This window comes from Leptotrichia wadei (assembly GCF_007990445.1).
GTDB classification, from domain to species: domain Bacteria; phylum Fusobacteriota; class Fusobacteriia; order Fusobacteriales; family Leptotrichiaceae; genus Leptotrichia; species Leptotrichia wadei_A.
Map to the genome: position 1 here is coordinate 1,094,120 of NZ_AP019841.1, position 20,239 is coordinate 1,114,358.

Below are 20,239 nucleotides of genomic sequence, written 5' to 3' on the forward strand. Positions count from 1 at the left end.
TTTATTAGGATGATTGATTTTATCATCCTAATTTTTTAATTTATTTTTTTATTACAAGGAGTTCAAGACCCCTTGTTAAGTAGAGGTTATACAATCTATTGATCTAATGGGAATCTATTTCATAAGAAAAGTGCATTACAACTTTAAAGTAATACACTTCACTTACAAAATTTTACATATTAAAATATTTACAGAACGGTTGTGAGAATACAATTGCGCTTACTGTCGCTTCCGGGTACATCATAAATTCTTCCGTCAATGTAATTCCATATCTTTCTGGTTTCAATAAATTAAACAGTTTTCTTTGGTCGCTTAAGTCTGGGCAGGCTGGATAGCCGAAAGAATAACGGTTTCCTTGATATTGGGCATTTAAAATCTCGTTTAGAGAGATATTTTTGTCAATGATTCCAACATCTTGACGCATCATTTTGTGAATATATTCAGATGTTGCTTCGGCAAGCTCCAGTCCAATAGAATTTACAATATGCCCTCTGTAAAATTCGCCTTTTTCCTTTAATTCATTGGAAACAAGTCTTGATTTTTCTCCAGCAGTTGCGACAAAAAATCCGATGTAGTCGATTCCTTCTGGACTTACATAATCATTTAGCGATAAATATTGTCCATATTTTTGTCTTGGAAAATCAAAAGTTTCCAAAACTGTTGACAAATCATCTGATAGAATTTCAATTTTAAAGTCATCTTTTCTTTTTCCAGCTTTTCTACGTGCAGGGAAAAATTTATAAATAGCCTTTATATCAAAGTATTCATCGCCATTTTCGACAATGTCTAAAATTTCATTGTATAATTTTATTGTTCTAGGATCTTGTTTTTCAATCAAATTATTTACAATCCATTTCATTCCAAGATGTTTTCCGATAAGCATTTGCAAGTTTACAAATGGAAATACATCCTTTGCCTTTATATTTGTTAAAATTTGCTTATTCAAAGTTTGCGGCTTGTAAATTTTTTCAAAGTTATATTTCGGCAGTTCAACTTTTGAAAAGTCGAATGTTCCATCAGCATCTTTAATATCACTTACTGTCGGTTTAACCTTCAGTTGTTCAAGTTTTTTCGCATCTTTAATTGTTACTAATTCTCTACGTTTTTGCAAGTGTTCCTTAAATTCTTCAAATTTTTTCTCATCAATCATTTTATTTAAATCAGAAAGTGCAGTCATTGCATCTCTTGAGTAAATTACAATATTATTTTTATAGGCAGGCTCAATTTTGTTTACAGTAAATTTTTCTGTAAGTGCAGCACCTCCCACAAATATCGGAATATCAATTCCAGCTTCACGTAGAACTTCCATAGTATTTACCATTTCTGTGGCAGATTTTACAAGAAGTCCAGAAAGCCCGAGAAAATCAGCTTTATGTTCGATAATTGCTTCACGAATTTTTTCTGCAGAAGCATTGATTCCAAGGTCAATTACTTCATAACCGTTATTTCCAATAATTATTCCAACCAGATTTTTTCCAATGTCGTGGACATCCCCTTTTACAGTTGCCATAACTACTTTTCCTTTTACAGATGACTCATCTTTTTTCATAAATTGTTCCAGATGCGAGACAGAAGCCTTCATAACTTCAGCACTTTGAAGAACTTCAGCAACGATTAAGTCATTGTTGTTAAACAATCTTCCAACTTCATCCATTCCAGTCATTAAAGGCCCGTTTATAATTTCAATTGGTGAATATTTTTTCAATAATTCATCCAGTAAAATTGTCAAGTCCTTTTTACTTCCTTCTACAACCAAGTTTGCAACTTTTTCTTCAGTAGTTAGGTTACTTGTATCAGCAACTTTTTTTACAGCCTTTTTTTCACGATAGAAATTTGCAAATTTTGATACATTTTCATCATTTGTATGAAATAAAATGTTTTCTGACAGTTCTTTTTCTTCATCTGAAATTTCATTCATCGGAATAACTTTTTCTGTATTTATAATTGCATAATCAAGTCCAGCCTCATAAGCCTTTTGCATATAATAAGTGTTTAAAACTTCCCTTCCAGCAATCGGCAGTCCAAATGAAACGTTGCTCACTCCAAGAATTGTCTTTACATTCGGCATTTCTGCTTTAATTTGCCTAATTGCCTCAATTGTTGCTGTAGCAGATCCGATGTACTTTTGATCTCCTGTTGCAACTGGGAAGACTAATGTGTCAAAAATTATATCCCTTTCATCAATCCCATATTTTTTTGTAAGCAGTTCATAGCTTCTTCTGGCAACTTTCAATTTTTTCTCAACAGAAACAGCCATACCTTCCTCATCAATTAGTCCAACAACAACAGAAGCCCCAAAATCCTTAATAACTTTTGCCATATCAGTAAATTTCTTTTCCCCATCTTCAAGGTTAATCGAATTTATAATTCCTTTCCCTTGCAAGTAAGTAAGTCCTTCTTTAACAACATTTATATCAGTTGAGTCAATCATAAGCGGAACTTTAGCAAATTTTGCCACTTTATCTAAAAATGCCTTCATATCGGCAATCTCGTCTCTATCAGGATTCGCAAGACAAATATCAATTACATCCGCACGTCCCTTAATCTGAAGTCTAGCAACTTCTGTCGCCTCGTCAAATTTCTCGCTGGCAATTAAGTTTTTAAAAATACGTGAACCAATTACATTTGTACGTTCCCCCACGTAAATTGGTCGATCTTTTGGCGTTTCCAAGGCTATTAATCCAGAAACATCGTTAAAATCTTTATTTTTATCAATAACTCTTGGTTCATAATTTATACTTTTTTCCTTAATTCTTTGAATGTGTTCAGGCGTAGTTCCGCAGCATCCACCAACAATATTTAAATAATGGTTTTGGAAAAACGGTTCAATTTTAGCTGACAATGTGTCTGGAGTTTCCTCATATTCCCCGTCTTCATTAGGCAATCCTGCATTTGGATAAACTGAAATATAAGTATTTGAAATATTATTCAATGTTTTTAAGAACTGTGTCATAAATTCAGGTCCAGTTGCACAATTTAGCCCCACAGAAAATGGATTCATGTGATTTACAGCATAATAAAAGGCATCTGCAGTTTGCCCTGCAAGCGTAGTTCCTGTACTTTCAATCGTAAATGACAGCATTAACGGAACAGTATAATTTTCTTCCATAGCCTTTTTAAGCCCCAAATAAGCTGCTTTCAAGTTTCTTGTATCTTGGATCGTTTCAAATAGAATCAAGTCGACTCCACCAGCCAGAAGCCCTGAAACAGCGGTATAATAATTGTGAATAAGTTCTTCAAAGGTAACTCCGCCAGTAACACTGATTGACTTGTTAGAAGGCCCTAGAGCTCCTGCAACATAAAGATTTCGTGTAACTTCAGGATGTTCACTTCTATATTCTGCAATAGCTTCATTTACAAGTTTTGCAGCCCTTTTATTCATTTCAAAAACTTTGTCTTCCAAGTCATAGTCCTTTAATACAATTTCTAAAGCTCCAAAACTGTTAGTTTCAATAATATCACTTCCAGCTTCCAGATATTTTTTATGAATATTCTTAATAATATCAGGTCTTTTCAGCACAAGATAATCATTACATCCTTCATATTTTTCTCCGCCAAAGTCATCAGCAGTCAAATTTTCTCGCTGAATCATTGTTCCCATTGCTCCATCCAGCATTAGTATTTTATTTTTTAGATCATTTTGTAATAAATTATATGAATTTTTATATTTATTTTCCATAATTTGCTCAACTCCTGTAAGTAAATTTATATTACTTTATTCTATCATAAAAAAATCTGTGTGTATATAGAAATTAATTTTATTTTTCATAAATTTATATATTTTTATTATTTCATCTCCAATCGTCATTTTTCCTATATCTTTAGAAATAATAATAAATAATCATTTGTCCATATATAAAATATATAATTAATAAATCCCTTTATTTATCAACTTAGAAAACTCTTTAATCAAAAATTAAAAATAATCTTATTGAAAAATTTTCAAAAATAAGATACACTACATATACGGTAAAAAAATCAAAATAAACACAACATATTGTGTTTTTGTATAATAAAATGAAAAATATATATAAATTTAAAGGAGAAAAGAGAATGAAAAAATTAGTGAAATTTGAAAAAAATGACTGTAATCCATGTGCAATGGTGTCAGACTTATTAGATAAAAAAGGTGTAGAATACGAAAGAATAAATCCCTTTGATAATCCAGAATTGGCTGTAAAATACAGAGTGAGAAGTGTTCCAACAGTAATTTTATTTGAAGAAAATGAAGAAGTGAAAAGAACAATTGGATTCAAGCCGGAAGAAATTAATGAAATTATTTCAATGATGTAATTAAAAAATAATTTGAGCTAACAATACAATTTAAATTAATTAATAATACTACTCAAAACAATTTTTATTAAAATATTCAGTTTTGAGTATATTTTTACAAAAAAATCAGGAAATTCATCAAAAATGAAAAAAGTAAGGTGAAATCAATGTATATATATTACGATTCAAAAACAGGAAATGTCCAAAGATTTGTAAAAAAAATGGAAAGACAACGTTCAGATTGGCATTTTATAAAAATAGATCCAAATATGAAAATTGAAAATGAAGGGCATTTTCTGACATTTACAACAAAAATTGGAGAAGTTCCAGAAATGACGGATAAATTTTTAGAAAATGAAAATAATAGCAAATTGATAAAATCAGTAAGTTCCAGCGGAAATAGAAACTGGGGAGTATTTTTTGCAGTGGCGGCTGATAAAATTCAGGAAAAATATGGAATTCCAGTTTTAATGAAATTTGAATTGTCGGGAACTAATACGGAAGTGGAAAATTATATAAATTATCTGGAAAATAATTATAAATAATAAATAGGAGATGAAAAATGGTTGATAACAGAGCTAAAAAGTGGATATACTTAAATAATGAAATAATGGTTAAAAAAGGTGAAGATTTTCAGCTTGAAAAGGATAAAGAAGCAGTTTATTCATATTTTGTAGATTATGTAAATAAAAATACAGTATTTTTTCATAATTTAGAAGAAAAAATGAGATATTTAATAAAAAATGACTATTATATCGATTTTTATCAAATGTATAGTCATGATGAAATTAAAGAGCTTTTTAAAATGGTTTATGATAAGAAATTTAGATTCGCTTCATTTATGAGTGCTTCTAAATTTTATCAAAGTTATGCGTTGATGGATGATACTGGAGAGAAATTTTTAGAGAGATATGAGGATAGAATTTCGGCTGTTTCATTGTATTTGGCACAGGGGAACTTTGAGAAGGCAAAAGAATATGCTTTGATGTTAATAAATCAAGAATATCAACCAGCTACTCCTACTTTTTTAAATTCTGGGAAAAAAAGATCAGGAGAACTTGTTTCGTGCTTTCTAGATGAAATGGGAGATAATTTGAGTGGAATTGGATATATTTTTGACTCATCTATGAAATTGTCTTCGATTGGTGGAGGAGTTGCGATTAACTTGTCTAAAATTAGAGCAAGAGGTGAAGCTATAAAAGGTGTAGAAGGTAGGGCCTCTGGAGTTTTACCAATTATGAAAATTTTAGAAGATATTTTTTCTTATGCAAATCAATTGGGACAAAGAGCTGGAGCTGGGGCAGTTTACTTGAATGTTTTTCACTCAGACATTAACGAATTTTTAGACAGTAAAAAAATAAATGTCGATGAAAAAATTAGAATAAAATCACTATCAATTGGAGTTATCGTTCCAGACAAATTTATGCAGTTAGCAATGGAAGATGAAGTTTGCTATACATTTAATCCACACACAGTATTTTTAGAATACGGACAATACTTGGACGAAATGGATATGAACGAAATGTACGAAAAATTAGTTGATAATCCAAATGTTAAAAAGAAAAAAATAAATGCAAGAGAACTTCTTGTAAAAATTTCTCAAACACAAAAAGAAAGCGGATACCCTTATTTATTCTTTAAAGATAATGTAAATAAGGAACACGCATTAAAAGGAATTGGAACGGTTAAATTCTCAAATTTGTGTACTGAAATAATGCAATTGTCAGAAGTTTCAGATATTAATGCTTATTATGAAGAAGATACGATAAGAAGAGGAATATCATGTAACTTAGGTTCATTAAATATTGCAACTGTTATGGAAAATAAAAGAATAAAAGAAGCTACGAAAGCTGCAATTGATTCACTTACAATGGTTTCAGATTTAACAAACATTGATGTTGTTCCAACAATTAAAAAAGCAAATGAGGAATTACATTCTGTAGGACTTGGAGCAATGAATTTACATGGATTCTTAGCTAAAAACTTCATTATGTATGAAAGCAAAGAAGCACTTGATTTTTGTAATGTATTCTTTATGATGGTTAATTTCTATTCATTGGAAAGATCAATGGAAATAGCCAGAGAAAAAGGAGAAACATTCAAAGATTTTGAAAGATCCGAATACGCCAACGGAAACTACTTCAATAAATATGTGACAAAAGAATACATGCCTCAAACAGAAAAAGTAAAATCACTATTTGAAGGAATCTACATCCCAACAAAAGAAGACTGGGCAAACTTAAAAGAGCAAGTAATGAAACATGGAGTCTACAACGCCTACCGAATGGCAATCGCTCCAAACCAGTCAACATCCTACATAATGAACTCCACAGCCTCAGTAATGCCAGTAGTTGACACAATCGAAGTAAGAGAATATGGAGATAGTACAACTTTCTATCCAATGCCATACTTAACAAATGACAACTTCTTCTTCTATAAATCAGCCTACGATATGGATCAAAAAAATATCTTGAAATTGATTTCTGTAATTCAAAGACACGTAGATCAAGGAATATCAACTATTTTGTATACGAAGAGTACAGATAGTACTAGGGATTTGGCTAGACTTTATATTTATGCACATAGGCTGGGGTTGAAGTCGCTTTATTATACTCGGACTAGGAAGGCTACTATTGAGGAGTGTATTTCATGTTCGGTGTAAGACGATAAAAAATTAAGAAATTTAGTAATATTAAATTATTATTTTGATTTCATAGATTGTATAATATATTGCGACAAACTAAAAAAATATAAAAACTCATGATAATTTCGTGTTAAAATGTTAGTAACGACAAAAACATTAACGAAAGGAAATATATCATGAGCCATAAATATTTTACCATAAACGAAAGAAATAAGCTAAAGGTCCTGCTAAAAGAAAACTACAGAATTTCTAAAATTGCTCAAGTCCTTAACAGGCACAGGGCTACCATCTACCGTGAGATAAAAAGAATTAATGGCGAATACTCTTCTGAGAATGCTCAGGCAGATGCTAATGCAAAAGCTGCCAACAAAGGAAGAAATTCAAAAATTACTCCCGAACTGAAAAATCTGATAGAGGACAGGCTCTGCAAGACTTGGTCTCCTGAACAGATTGCCGGCAGGGAACTAAAGGGAAGACTGTCTTTCAAGACTATCTATAACTGGCTGTACAGTGATTTCCTGGAAGTTTCCATGAATGTCCTAAGAAGAAAGGGGAGAAGAGCGAAAACTAAGGAGACGAGAGGAAAATTCAATATTGGGAAATCAATTGGTGACAGACCGGAAGAAGTCAAAAAAAAAAGAAGTTTTCGGACATTGGGAACTGGATTCTGTAGTTTCGTCAAGAGGGGGGAGCAAAGCCTGCCTTGCAACATTTGTGGAATTGAAGACACGGTTTTATATAGCAGTAAAGATGGAAGACAGGGGCAAGGAATTTTCATGCTGGGAGGAAGTGGAGAAGATGGGAATAGATTTCTATTTTGCAGATCCATACTGCTCATGGCAGAGAGGCTGCAACGAGAACAGCAACGGCCTTCTAAGAGAATTTTACCCAAAGAAGACCGACATATCAAAGATAGATACAGAAGACTTGATAAGAACCTTAATGCTGATAAATTCAAGACCAAGAAAATGTTTAAACTATGCAACACCGTTTGAAAAATTTTTACACGAAATTAGTTTTAAAAACAATTGGTAAAATGTCGCAATTAATGTTGCAATTTATGATTTAAAATAAAATAATTTAGAATATTGGAGGAATTTCGATGAAAAAAAGATTTTTAATTTTTATAAAAACTCTAGTTGATGAAAGAGAAGAATTTGATGAAAATATATATTTTAGTGGATTTTCTAAAATATTATATTATCTTTTAATACCACTACTTTCTTTTTATTGCTTTATAATTTTTTTTGGAATATTTAATGGAAGGGATTTTCAAATTTTAAATATTACAATTCCAAGAGCAATGATTTTAATTGTAGAAATGTTATTACTATTTGTATCTTTGTTATGTTATAAAGTGTTCAAAAATAAAAACAAATTATTATTAATAATACCATTTATTATATTTCTGGTATTACTTATGTATAATGACAACTGGTTTTGGATTCATTGGTTATTATTATTTTTTATCTCAATTTTTATTATAATTTATAGATTTTTAATTATTGATAATTTAAATACTCAGATTATTAAATTAAATAGTGAAAACAAAAAAAATAAAATATCTTTATTAAATAAAGATCTGAATATAGATTTGAGAGATAAAACTAGGGAAATTTTCTTGAAAAAAGTAAAAGAAAGTTATAATTTTATAGAAAATAAAGATAATTATGAGAAATTAAAAGAAAACATAGAAAAAATATACAATGAACAAAAATTAGAAAGAGTTGTAAAAAGATTACTATTAATTCCAATAGTCCCTTTTATAGGTAAATTTTTGTATGATTATTTTGAAAGTAATAGAAATATATTTTCAGGAATATTAACATTAGATAATATTCAAAAATGGTCAACATTTTCAAATGTGTCAAATTTTATATTATTTTTAATTATTTTATTTATGGGATTGCATTTTATCTATAAATTGTTTGAATTACGATTTCGTGATAAGAGAAAAAGAATAAGTGAAGTTGCTGAGTGTATTGAAATACTATATAGAAGAGAGGAAAATAATGAATAAATTAAAAATAAAAATATTCAAAGCATTCCTAGAACAAGAAAGACCTTTAAACAAAGGAATTTTAACAAAATTAGAAAGTAATCTTAAAACGAATTTTATTTATAATTCAAATGCGATTGAAGGTAGCACTCTTACTTTGAAAGAAACGGATATTATTCTTCAATACGGGGTTACTGTGAAAGGGAAAAGTTTGAAGGAGCATGAGGAAGTCAAGGGGCAGGAATATGCTCTTAATTTTCTGAAGGAAGTTATAAAAACAAATGAATCTTTATCGCTGAGGTTGATAAGAGAATTTCATGCTCTTGTGTTGAATGATGATATTGAAAATAGAGGGAAGTTTAAGAAAAGTAATAATGAAATTTTGGGTGCTGGTTTTGAAACCACACCTTACTATCTTGTTGAAGAGAAGTTGACGGAGTTGATTGAAAAATTCAATAGTAGTGAAAATAATGATTTGATAATGAAAGTTGCTTGTTTTCATGCTGATTTTGAAAAGATTCATCCATTTATTGATGGTAATGGACGGACTGGGAGATTACTTCTGAATTTGGAACTTATGAAAAATGGTTATCCGATTACAGTTATACGAAATGAAGATAGAGATGAATATTATACTGCTTTGGAAACAGCACAAGTTGAATCAAATTACGAGCTGCTTGCTGGTTTTATAGAAAAGAGTGCTGAAAATACTTTTTGGATGTATTATAAATATTTTGATGAAGATACAAAAATGAAGTTTGAAGAATATTTAAAAAAGAATGGAATTAATCCGAAAGAAGTTTATCAAAAGAGATTTGAGGGTTATCCAGAAATAGAGAGGGATTTTCCAAGAGGTTGGGATAAATAGTTAAATACAGGCAGATGTTATTTTATAAAAAAGCGAAGCAAAATGAAAGTTTTTTACATTTGACAAATATCAAAATATAGAGTATAATAATTTTAGTGATCGTACTACAAAAATAACCCACTTAATTGTGCGTTGTTGTAGACTGTAGAAAAAGCTCTTTCAATTTTGATAGGGCTTTTTTGCATTTTTGAGATAAAAGGGGGAAAGGTAATGGACAAGTCATTTAAAACTTTTAAGGAACAAGTTGAGATTTTAAATGGAGAAAATGGAGATAAACTACGGGTAAAAACTGATGATGAAACAATTTATTATTTAATGAGGTATAATTATTATTCCATCATAAATTTTTACAAAGAACCTTTTTTAAAAGGGAAAGATTTAAAAGGAAATGATATTTATAAATCGGGAGTTCATTTTAATCATTTGAAAGCGTTGTATGATTTTGATAAAAGTTTGAGAATGTTGTTTTTTGATGTTTTGACACAATTGGAAAGAGCTTTTAAAACAGCAATTGCATATTATTATTCGGAATGTTATGCAAATAAAGAAAGTTATCTGGAACTTAATAGATATAAATGATATTTTATATAAAATGGATTTTCCAAAAGATTGGTACAAATAGAAATTAAAATTGTGATAAACTAATTGATTAATAAAATATGAGGGTTAATTGAGAACGCAAATTGATAAAACAAACTTATCAAGAAAGGAAAAATAAAAAATGGAAAAGAAAATATACGAAGCAGTAAACTGGAATACCCCTGAAAATGATTATGTGGAAACTTTTTGGGAGCAAAATATAAGACAATTTTGGATTGATACGGAGTATGTTCCTTCGAGGGATATTGATAGCTGGAATGCGTTGAAACCTGAAATGAAATTGGCTTATTTACATGCACTTGGAGGGCTTACAATGCTTGATACGTTGCAAAGTCATACTGGGATGCCTAAAATTATTGACCATATTGATTCGTTGCAAAATAGATCGGTGCTTTCTTATATGTGTATGATGGAGTCGATTCATGCAAAATCTTATTCGACAATATTTACAACTGTAGCATCGACTAGAGAGATAAATGAAACTTTTAAATGGGTTCAAGAAAATCCTCATTTACAATACAAAGCTAAAAAAATTGATGGATATTATCAAAAGATGAATAATCCTGAGGCTTCAAGACGAGATATCGCAATGGCTTTGGCAGCTTCAGTTTATTTAGAAACTTACTTATTCTATAGTGGATTCTTTTTACCACTTTGGCTTGCAGGACAAGGAGAAATGGTTGCAAGTTGTGATATCATTAAAAAAATTATTGCAGATGAATCGATTCATGGAGTATTTGTTGGATTGCTATTTCAAGAATTATATAATTCGTTTGATGAGGAAACTAAAGAAGGAATAAGAAACGAGTTGAATACGTTGCTTTATGAATTATATGAAAATGAAAGCAGATATACTGATGAAGTGTATGGAGATGTTGGACTTACAGGAGATGTAAAAGAGTATATTCGTTATAATGCAAATAAGGCCCTTATGAATTTAGGATTTGAAGAAGAATTTGAAGTAAAAAATGTAAATCCAATTGTTCTAAATGGATTAAACGTGGAAACAACTCAGCATGATTTTTTCTCTAAAAAATCTACAAATTATGAAAAAGCCTTGGAAGTTGTTCATTTGCATGATGATGATTTTAAATTTGATGATGAAGATGCAGATGAATTGATTTAAATTTAAAAGATGAGTGAAAATAGAAGTTTTGATTAGGGACTTCCATTTTTTGAAAAATATTTAATAAAAAATTTTGACAAAAGAGAAAAATATAGTGTTTGTAGAAGTTAAAGTAGTTTATCTATTAAAATAAAGAATAAAAAATATTAATAATCATTGTAAAATACAGTGGTTATTTTTTTATTATTTGAAAATAGGGAATATGATAAATTGGCACAAATTTTGAGGGAAAATGTGGATTACTATTGACTTTGGAAGTTTTTTAGGTTATCCTTAGATAAAGTACAAACAAATTAAAAATAAATATCAATATAATAGTTGATATAAGAAAAGAATAAGACTGATATTAAAAGAAAAGGAGAAAAATAAAGATGGCGAAGATACTGATAGCGGGAATTGGCGGAGGAAAGAAAGAAAAAGGCAAGGGGTATAATTTAGTGGATTATTATATTGATAATGAAAATAATTTATATGAAGATAGAACATTTATTACTTCGGTACTAGAGGAGCATTATAAAATAGATAAAACAATATACATTGGTACAGTTGGTTCAATGTGGGATGAACTATATTTACATTATTCAACAGGTGAATTAAGTTTAGAAGACGAAGATTACATGGATGAATTGGAAAATACAATTATAAATACAACTAAAGATTCAGATGTTTCAGAAATTAATATAGAAAAATTTAATAAAAAGTTTGAAGGGAGAGTTAAGGCAATAATAACGAAATTTGGGATTAATGAAAATGAAATTTTTGAAAATTTTAATTTAGTAATGCAAATTGGTGAAATGTTGAGTGATGGAGATGAAGTTTACATTGATATAACTCATTCATTTCGTTCAAGTGCTATGTGGATGTTTTTAATTATGAATTACATAACTGATGTTCTTGATAAAAAAATAAATATTGTAAAAATTACATATGGTATGTTTGAAGCAGGTAGAGATATTCCTAGAGAAAATAATAGACCTAAAAAAAGAGCACCTATAGTTGATTTGAAGGCTTTTTATGATTTGATGAAATGGATAAAGGGAGCAAATGAATTTAAAAATTATGGAAATAGTTATGGTTTATTAGAAATAATGGAAGATAAGGAAGTTAAGAATAGTATAAAAGATTTTTCTGATGGACTGAATTTAAATTATGTTGGAACTATAAAACAAAATATACAATCTTTAGGTAAATTATGTGATCAAATAAATATGTTAGAAGGTCCAGGGAAATTAATAATACCAAATGTAGTTGAGAATTTTTTAAAACATTTTAAAAAATTAGAAAAAGATTATGAGATACTTTTAGAACTAGGTAACTGGTATTTTAATCAAAAAAAATATGTTATGGTTGCAATTAATATAAATGAAAGTATAAGAAATTTTGTGATTGATATATTTGGATTAAATAATTGTGAAAAAAGCATAGGTTTGAAAATAAAGGATTATTTTTATTATTCTCAAAGAAAATTAAACAGTATAAGACATAAAAATGAATTAGAAAAAAAAGAACATAGACTGTGTAGAATTTTATTTAAATCTCAAGAAATAAGAAATGATATTTCACATTCTTTAGGCAAAAGAATTCAAGTAAATAATGATATAAAATATCTAAAAGATTCTATAGAATTTTTGAAAACTGTAATGTATGATAAAAAATTTATTAACTATTATGAAAATAAATATTCAAATAGACTTTTAGAAAAATAAGAATATTAAAATTATTGTATAAGGAGAGGATACGAAATGGAAAAAGGAAAATCGAGAAGAGTATTTTTAAGTTTTTTAGGGTTAGGAAATCCTGAAATAGGTTATAGAGAGAGCAGTTATATTGATAAAGACAAAAATAAAATTAGTAAAAATGTGAAATATGTACAAAATGCAGTAGTTGAAATTGAGGAAAATAATTTTGATGAAAAATATATTTTTTGCACAGAGGAAGTTTTAAAAAAAAGATTTAATGAATTAGAAAAAGAAAAAAATTATAAATACAAAAGTATTGAAATTGTAAAAGGAAAAGATGAGGAAGAAATATGGGCTATTTTTCAGAAAATTTATGATGTTTTAGAAGAAAACGATGAAGTGACTTTTGATGTAACACATAGTTATAGATTTTTACCTATGCTGGGACTTTTACTTTTACAACATGCAAAATTTTTAAAAAATATAAAAGTGAAAAAACTATGTTATGGTGCTTTTGAAATGAAATATATGGCAAAAGATGATAATGATAACGAAATAGAAGTAAGTCCAATTATGGATTTTACTAGCTTTTCAAAATTACAAGATTGGTCTTTGTCAGGATATTCTTTTGTAAAAACTGGAATGGCAGAACATTTTTCAGCTTTAGCAAAGAAAGAATTCAAATCTAAATCAAAAGATGTAGATATGGATAAACTTAATTTTGGAAATGTTTCAAAAAAATTAGAAGACATAGCATTAGATATATATACAAATAGGGGAATTAACATAGTAGAAGGTAAGAAAATAAAAAATATTAGAAAAGAAATGGAAAAAATGAAGAAAGATTTGTATCCTCCATTTACTTTAGTTATTGATAAGATAGAAAAAGATATTCATAATTTTAAAATTAAAAATGTAAATAATGTTTTTTATGCTGTAGAATGGTGTATTGAAAAAAAACTATTTCAACAGGGAATTACGATGTTACAGGAAGGATTAATAACATTCTTATTAGATAAAGTGAATATTGATTACACAAATAAAAATAAAAGGAAAGAATTTTCAAATTTTATAGGTCTTGAAAATATAAAAGAATATTCAGGAGATATTAAAAAAATGCAAAATATAGTAAAAAAACTAAATGAAAGAAAAATAGATTTTCAAAAACTAAAATCTCTTTATGGTAATATAAAAAATATTAGAAATGATATAAATCATGGTGGATTTAATCTGAAGGATAATAAAGAAAATGGAGAACCAAGATCTAAAATAGATAGTTTAACATTTAGAAATACACTAGAAAAAAATTTCAAAAAAATAAAAGAAATTGTTTTTGATGCAGAATAGGAAATATAAATATGGAACTAATGCTTGATAATATAAAAAATGAAATTTTAAATATGGTTGATGAAAGTTATGGAAAAATAATGAATTGTTGGACTTAGTTTTAAAATTGTATTTTTATGAAAATAATAAAATGACATTTGAAGAGAAATTATTATTGGAAAGAGATTATAAAAATATAATTCAAGAACAGGGAGAAAAATTTGCAAGAGAAGCTGATCTTGATAATTTTGGAATTACAAAAATTGTATCAGCTGTAAGTTATTCGCAAAAGAAAGATATTTTTTCTGAGATGTCGTTTGAAAAGGATTTAAGGATATTTAAAAATATAAAAAAAATATATTTTTTGTATACTAAAGAAACTATAGAAAGTTTTAATAAAATTTCAGAAGAGATGAAAGGGAGAAATATAAAATCATTTGGTATTCAGATAGTTGGAAATACTATCGAAGAAAGTTATAAGGAAATAAAAAAATTGATTTATTCAGGTAAGATATCAAAATTAGATACTATTTTTGACACTACATTGGGAATGAAAACATTATCCACAGCAATGTATAGAATTTCATCGGAAAGAAAAATTAGAGCCATTAATTGGAATGAAAAGCAAATTTCAAAATATGTTGTAAATGATGGGGGAATAAAGAGAGCTAATGGGAATATACATTTATACCCAACTATGACTTTAAATTTTATGAAAGAGCCTATAAAAGAGCATTTGAGCATATACACAATGATTAATGAAGCAATAGAAAAAATGGATTATCATAATGTAGCGAAGTTTTATAAGATAACAGGAAGAGATGATACGGCATTTTTTTATAGTGAAATAAGTAAAATTTTTGATCTTGATAGAATGCTGGATGAGGACAGTTATAGTTTTTATGACAAGCTGGAAAGAATATTGAAAAAAATTTTTAATTATGAGAGATTTTATGAAAAAGAAACGCAAAATAAGTTAAAGAAAGTTATATGTTTTTTATTATTTTTAATTTTATATGAAGATTATGAAGATTTTGAAAAAAGAGAGATTGAGTGGTTTAGGTTTAATGATAAAGTTTTTGGTATAAAAGAAAAAGATTTTAAAAAGTTTGAAGAAGAATATTTTGAATTTGATAAGGATAAATATTATTATTATTTAATGGCGAAAGGATATTTCTTATCAGGAAAAAGAAATAAAATTTATTTAAATGAAGTAGTCAAAAAAATAAATGATGAAATTAAAGCTGATGGAATGGAAGAAGAATTTAATAATTTAGATGAAATAACAAACTATATATATGGAGATGAAGATGTTATTGATTTTGATTTTGAAAAAGAGTTGAAAGAGGAAGCTCTAAAACTGACTTTTGGAGAAACTTTTATAAAAATTCCTTGTCTTGAAGCAAAAAATAATTTTTTGGAAATAAATGTGAATTTAAAAGCGAATAATATAAAATATATACCTATTTACAAATTACTTGAAGTGGCTAATACTGAAAGAAAATTAGGATCTAATGAAGTACGTAATATTTTAGAAAATAGAGATAGAAAATTAAGAAAGGAAGCTAAAAATCCATCTCCAATATTTAGAATTTTTAATGAAGTAAAATCAGTAATAAAAGTAATTAATGAATTGATAAAAGAAGAAATGAAAAATACAATCTTACAGGAGAAGATTTCATACTATTAAATTCACAAAAAGCAAATTACAGTATATTTATTTCAGAAAAATTTCAATGGTAATAAAAAAACCAGCGGAATAACCGCTGGTTAGACGTGAAAAAATTAATTAGTAATCATAGGAATAATATCGATAAGAAGAATATCACGAATATTAGTAATCATAAGAATACCTCCTAAAAATATAAACAGTAAAGATATAAGAATTAAAGATCATTTAAAGCATCAGTAACTAGAGTAGTAATAATAGTGGCAATAGCACTGATAATAATTGAGTTCATAAATAAGCACCTCCTTTATAATTATAATAAGAAAAATAAGGCAGTATGAAATTAATTATCATTTATAGCCTTGATGATTAAAGTAGCAACAATAGTAGCAGCAGCATTGATAATAATAGGATTCATATTTATCACCTCCTTTGTGATTATGTATTAATTATATACGGTAAAGATTACGAAACGAACAGTTGACTTACGAAATTAGATTAATCATTTAAAGCATTAATAACTAAAGTAACGATAAGAGTGGCAAGCATAACGAAGTACTTCCTTTATGATTTATGTATTAATTATAATATATGAGGATTACGAAAAAAAATTGATTTTTACGAAAATGAAAGGAAAAAGATAGGGAATGAAAAATAAAAAAGCATTATTAGTATTTTCGCATCAATTAACAGAAAATCAAGAAAAAGAACTAGTTGAAGAATATGGAGTAAAAGAGATTGAGCATTTGCCAGAAGAACTACAAAATATGTGGTCAAATGTTTCAATAAAAAAAGATTATAAAGAAAATTTAAAAAAAATAAAAGAATTTGTTAAAGAAAATTTTGACAAAGGAGATATAATTTTAATACAAGGCAATTGGGGATATACTTACAATCTTGTGAAATGGTCAATAGAAAAAGAATTAATTCCTGTATACAGTTACACTGAAAGAAATGTTGAAGAAATAAAAGAGGGGGAAACTGTAAAAAAAATTAGTTATTTCAAACACGTAAAATTTATTAAATATGAATAAAATATACAAAATATTTAAAGTAATATGATATGAAAAAAATGATAATTACCAAAATGTGCTCGAACCCATTTAAAATAGAACTATTAAAAATTATATAAAACTAGGGTTTAAGTAAAATAGTCATAACTTTTAAGTTTAATTTTAAGGTAGTTTTACTATAAAATAATATGTTTTATAAAAGTGCCTTTATGATTTACCTTTATATAAAATTCAAAAAAACTTTGAAAAATCAAAAAGTATAGTAAAATAAGTTTGTAGTTAAGTAAAAGTAATGTATTAGTAAAGATAGATTGTATAATAAAATGCAACAAATTTTAAAATAAAATAGAACTCATGATAATTTTTATTAATTTAATTAGATTTTTGTTAAAAAATTTAGTGAAAAATTGTTATTTCTTAAGAAATGTGGTATAAATATAGTAATAAAAATAAAATTAGATGGATATATATAACAATGTTAAATATAAAAAAGGAGGAGTGATGTTTAAGTTAGAAAATATGGAACAAGTTGTTTCCTTGGCTGGACTGTTACATGATTTTGGAAAGTTTACAAATAGATCATCAAGTTATGTAAAAAATATAAAAAATAAAGAATATAGAACATTTAAGCATCCTGTGTTGTCAAAAGAATTTATATGTTTTTTAGAAGAAAATAGAATAATAGAAAGTTCTGAATTGTTAGAAAATTTGAAGGACCTTGTTTTAAAACATCACGAAAGCAAAGAATTTAATGAAGTTAAGCTTTCAGTTAAGGATATTGAAGATAAAAAATTACAAAGAATTGGAAATATAGTAGCAAGAGCAGATAATTATTCTGCTTTTGAAAGAAGAGAAGAGTCCATTGAAAAAGATCAAAGAGAGGACACTCATTGGAGAAGAAAACCTTTAAATCCAATATTTGAAACAATTTCTTTAAAAAATGATGAAAACAAAAATGATTCATCATATTTTGCATATAAATTAAATTCCCTTAGTTATGAATCTATTTTTTGTCAACGACTTGCAACAGGAATAGATGCGAATAATTTTAGAGGAAATAATGAAGAAGAATTGTATAAACATATATGTAATTTTTTTGATGAAATAAAAAATATAAATAGTAGTAACTATGATGTATTTTTTTCACAATTATATTTATTAATGGAAAAATATATGTGGTGTATAGCATCGGACACACAAACAAAAATATCGGATATCTCGTTGTTTGATCATTTAAAAAGCACTTCAGCATTAGCATTGGCTTCTTATAAATATCATAAAGAAAATAACATATTAGAAAATGGGAATCAGCCTAGAAAAGAAATTAAGCAATTTACAGTTTTAGTTGGAGATGTTAGTGGGATTCAGAATTTTATTTATGATGGTATAAAATCAGAAGGTGCTGCTAAAACATTGAGAGGAAAATCTTTTTTTGTAAAAATGATAAGCGATGCCATAGCATTACATTTAATAAAAGAATTTGAGTTAAATTTAACAAATATTATTTTAACTGCTGGTGGAAAGTTTTATATTTTACTTCAAAATACGGACGATTCGACGAAAAAAGTAGAGGAAATAAAAGAAAAATTGAATGATTATTTGTATAAAGAATTTTTTGGGCAGCTTTTTGTAAATATTGTAACTATTGAATCAAATGGTAATGAAATAGCTAGAAATTTTACTAAAATTCTTGAAAAGGGAAATAGAAAATTAAATTGGCAAAAAGATAAAAGATTCTTTAATCAAATAAAAGAAAATCCAATTTTTGATGTAAGATATAGAAGCGATGGAACAACTGCTCTAGATAGATTAAATGAAAAATTTAAGGAAATGGGAGGGAAAATTCCAAAAGCTAAATTTATAGGTATAAGATACAATCATAAAGCAGATAATAAAAAAACTTTTGAAGTGATTGAAAATATGTCTATTCAGTTTTTTAAATCAAAGAAAGATATTGATATTTCAGGAAAAAACGAGAAAATAGATTTAGTAATATCTCTCAATAATATTGAAATAGTTGAAAATTATCCCACAATATTAAGATTTATTAGTAACTATGCTCCTTTAGAAGAAAATAAAAATTCATTGAAAAGTTTTGAAGATATTTCTAGTACAGCAATGGGAAATAAAAAAATAGCAGTTTATAAAGCAGATGTAGACAATTTAGGAATGATATTCAGTATAGGACTTAAGAAAAAAAAGAATCTTTCGGATGAAGAATTGGAGAAATTAGAAGAAACTGATGAAAAAAAAGATTATCGTTCTATCTCAAGAATTTCTACTTTAAGCAGAAATATGGAATACTTTTTTTCGTATTGGATGAATTCAATTTTTGAAAAAGGAAAAGTAGAAATCTATTTAGGCAACAAGATTAAGAAAGAAATAGACTTGAGTGAAATATATGTTCTTTATTCTGGAGGAGATGATTTAGTCATAATAGGTCCTTGGGATAAAATTATCTTTGTATCATATTTTATAAAAAATAATTTTGAAAAGTTTGTGACAGAAAACGAAGAAATAACTCTATCTGGTGGAATAGCTATTTCACACCCAAAATTAAAAATAATAAATGGAATTAATGAAGCTGGAGAACTTGAAGAAAAATCTAAAGAAATTGACAAAGATAAAAATGCTCTTACTTTATTTGATAAATCATTTAAATGGGATGAATTTGAAAAAATATTTGAGTTTGCTGAAAGACTACAAAAAATATATGGAAATAAAGAAGAAGGAGAAATGATTACACAAACATTTTTATATAGGTGTTTAAATTATACAGAAATGGCCGAAAAGTTATATAAATCTTTGTCAGGAATTGATAAAAATAGTAAAGCTGGGAAAAATATAGATTTTAATTTATTAACATATATTTCAAAATTTGAATATGACTATGGTAGAAATATATTGCCAAAATTGAAGGAACTTGAATCTGAGATTGAAAAAAATAGAAAAAAACTTGAAAAGTAAGAGATAATGAAGAAAAAAATAAAATAGTAAAAATAATTAAAGATAAGGAAGAAAAAGTTGAAATAATTAAAGAATT

The 20,239-nt window shown here is 27.2% G+C and carries 13 protein-coding genes and 1 pseudogene; 13 read left to right on the plus strand and 1 reads right to left on the minus strand.

Features of this window, described 5'->3' with window-relative positions; all coding sequences use genetic code 11:
- Nucleotides 1–172 precede the first annotated feature (172 nt).
- Nucleotides 173–3,679, minus strand: coding sequence for a methionine synthase (metH, locus tag FVE74_RS05230; protein ID WP_147003543.1), 3,507 nt, complete (start codon nucleotides 3,677–3,679; stop codon nucleotides 173–175).
- A 374-nt stretch (nucleotides 3,680–4,053) separates the two neighbouring features.
- On the opposite strand from metH, the gene FVE74_RS05235 reads away from it, so the two are divergent.
- The 13 genes and pseudogenes from FVE74_RS05235 to cas10 all read left to right on the plus strand — a co-directional run bounded on the left by FVE74_RS05235 (nucleotide 4,054) and on the right by cas10 (nucleotide 20,163).
- Nucleotides 4,054–4,293, plus strand: coding sequence for a thioredoxin domain-containing protein (locus FVE74_RS05235; protein WP_018498041.1), 240 nt, complete (start codon nucleotides 4,054–4,056; stop codon nucleotides 4,291–4,293).
- A gap of 146 nt (nucleotides 4,294–4,439) precedes the next feature.
- Nucleotides 4,440–4,817, plus strand: coding sequence for a class Ib ribonucleoside-diphosphate reductase assembly flavoprotein NrdI (gene nrdI / locus FVE74_RS05240; RefSeq protein WP_147003544.1), 378 nt, complete (start codon nucleotides 4,440–4,442; stop codon nucleotides 4,815–4,817).
- Between the two features lie 17 nt (nucleotides 4,818–4,834).
- Nucleotides 4,835–6,934, plus strand: coding sequence for a class 1b ribonucleoside-diphosphate reductase subunit alpha (nrdE, locus tag FVE74_RS05245; protein WP_147003545.1), 2,100 nt, complete (start codon nucleotides 4,835–4,837; stop codon nucleotides 6,932–6,934).
- A gap of 158 nt (nucleotides 6,935–7,092) precedes the next feature.
- A pseudogene (locus FVE74_RS05250) lies at nucleotides 7,093–7,951 on the plus strand (IS30 family transposase).
- 67 nt (nucleotides 7,952–8,018) lie between these two features.
- Nucleotides 8,019–8,936 (plus strand): hypothetical protein, encoded by a 918-nt coding sequence (locus tag FVE74_RS05255; RefSeq protein ID WP_147003546.1) that lies wholly within the window; start codon nucleotides 8,019–8,021, stop codon nucleotides 8,934–8,936.
- Nucleotides 8,929–9,783 (plus strand): Fic family protein, encoded by an 855-nt coding sequence (locus FVE74_RS05260; protein WP_147003547.1) that lies wholly within the window; start codon nucleotides 8,929–8,931, stop codon nucleotides 9,781–9,783. Before FVE74_RS05255 ends, FVE74_RS05260 begins: the two co-directional genes overlap by 8 nt.
- Nucleotides 9,784–9,993: 210 nt before the next feature.
- Nucleotides 9,994–10,362: an Abi family protein gene (locus FVE74_RS05265; RefSeq protein WP_232054091.1), complete on the plus strand. Its 369-nt coding sequence runs from the start codon at nucleotides 9,994–9,996 to the stop codon at nucleotides 10,360–10,362.
- Between the two features lie 142 nt (nucleotides 10,363–10,504).
- On the plus strand, nucleotides 10,505–11,509 hold the full coding sequence (gene nrdF / locus FVE74_RS05270) for a class 1b ribonucleoside-diphosphate reductase subunit beta (RefSeq protein ID WP_147003548.1): 1,005 nt from the start codon (nucleotides 10,505–10,507) through the stop codon (nucleotides 11,507–11,509).
- Between the two features lie 371 nt (nucleotides 11,510–11,880).
- Nucleotides 11,881–13,215 (plus strand): TIGR02221 family CRISPR-associated protein, encoded by a 1,335-nt coding sequence (csx2, locus tag FVE74_RS05275; protein ID WP_147003549.1) that lies wholly within the window; start codon nucleotides 11,881–11,883, stop codon nucleotides 13,213–13,215.
- A 36-nt stretch (nucleotides 13,216–13,251) separates the two neighbouring features.
- Nucleotides 13,252–14,535: a TIGR02221 family CRISPR-associated protein gene (csx2, locus tag FVE74_RS05280; protein WP_147003550.1), complete on the plus strand. Its 1,284-nt coding sequence runs from the start codon at nucleotides 13,252–13,254 to the stop codon at nucleotides 14,533–14,535.
- Nucleotides 14,536–14,620: 85 nt separating this feature from the next.
- On the plus strand, nucleotides 14,621–16,204 hold the full coding sequence (locus FVE74_RS05285; RefSeq protein ID WP_147003551.1) for a hypothetical protein: 1,584 nt from the start codon (nucleotides 14,621–14,623) through the stop codon (nucleotides 16,202–16,204).
- Nucleotides 16,205–16,830: 626 nt separating this feature from the next.
- A complete protein-coding gene (gene csx20 / locus FVE74_RS05290; RefSeq protein ID WP_147003552.1) occupies nucleotides 16,831–17,217 on the plus strand; it encodes a CRISPR-associated protein Csx20 in 387 nt (128 codons plus the stop codon).
- A 480-nt stretch (nucleotides 17,218–17,697) separates the two neighbouring features.
- Nucleotides 17,698–20,163 carry a type III-A CRISPR-associated protein Cas10/Csm1 gene (gene cas10 / locus FVE74_RS05295; RefSeq protein WP_172617438.1) on the plus strand — a complete coding sequence of 822 codons (2,466 nt, stop codon included), beginning with the start codon at nucleotides 17,698–17,700 and terminating at the stop codon, nucleotides 20,161–20,163.
- Nucleotides 20,164–20,239 lie beyond the last annotated feature (76 nt).

What these genes read in the sequence shown, in the direction of transcription:
- metH (WP_147003543.1), bottom strand. Translation starts at nt 3,679, where the DNA reads ATGGAAAATAAATATAAAAATTCATATAATTTATTACAAAATGATCTA.
- FVE74_RS05235 (WP_018498041.1), top strand. Translation starts at nt 4,054, where the DNA reads ATGAAAAAATTAGTGAAATTTGAAAAAAATGACTGTAATCCATGTGCA.
- nrdI (WP_147003544.1), top strand. Translation starts at nt 4,440, where the DNA reads ATGTATATATATTACGATTCAAAAACAGGAAATGTCCAAAGATTTGTA.
- nrdE (WP_147003545.1), top strand. Translation starts at nt 4,835, where the DNA reads ATGGTTGATAACAGAGCTAAAAAGTGGATATACTTAAATAATGAAATA.
- FVE74_RS05255 (WP_147003546.1), top strand. Translation starts at nt 8,019, where the DNA reads ATGAAAAAAAGATTTTTAATTTTTATAAAAACTCTAGTTGATGAAAGA.
- FVE74_RS05260 (WP_147003547.1), top strand. Translation starts at nt 8,929, where the DNA reads ATGAATAAATTAAAAATAAAAATATTCAAAGCATTCCTAGAACAAGAA.
- FVE74_RS05265 (WP_232054091.1), top strand. Translation starts at nt 9,994, where the DNA reads ATGGACAAGTCATTTAAAACTTTTAAGGAACAAGTTGAGATTTTAAAT.
- nrdF (WP_147003548.1), top strand. Translation starts at nt 10,505, where the DNA reads ATGGAAAAGAAAATATACGAAGCAGTAAACTGGAATACCCCTGAAAAT.
- csx2 (WP_147003549.1), top strand. Translation starts at nt 11,881, where the DNA reads ATGGCGAAGATACTGATAGCGGGAATTGGCGGAGGAAAGAAAGAAAAA.
- csx2 (WP_147003550.1), top strand. Translation starts at nt 13,252, where the DNA reads ATGGAAAAAGGAAAATCGAGAAGAGTATTTTTAAGTTTTTTAGGGTTA.
- csx20 (WP_147003552.1), top strand. Translation starts at nt 16,831, where the DNA reads ATGAAAAATAAAAAAGCATTATTAGTATTTTCGCATCAATTAACAGAA.
- cas10 (WP_172617438.1), top strand. Translation starts at nt 17,698, where the DNA reads ATGTTTAAGTTAGAAAATATGGAACAAGTTGTTTCCTTGGCTGGACTG.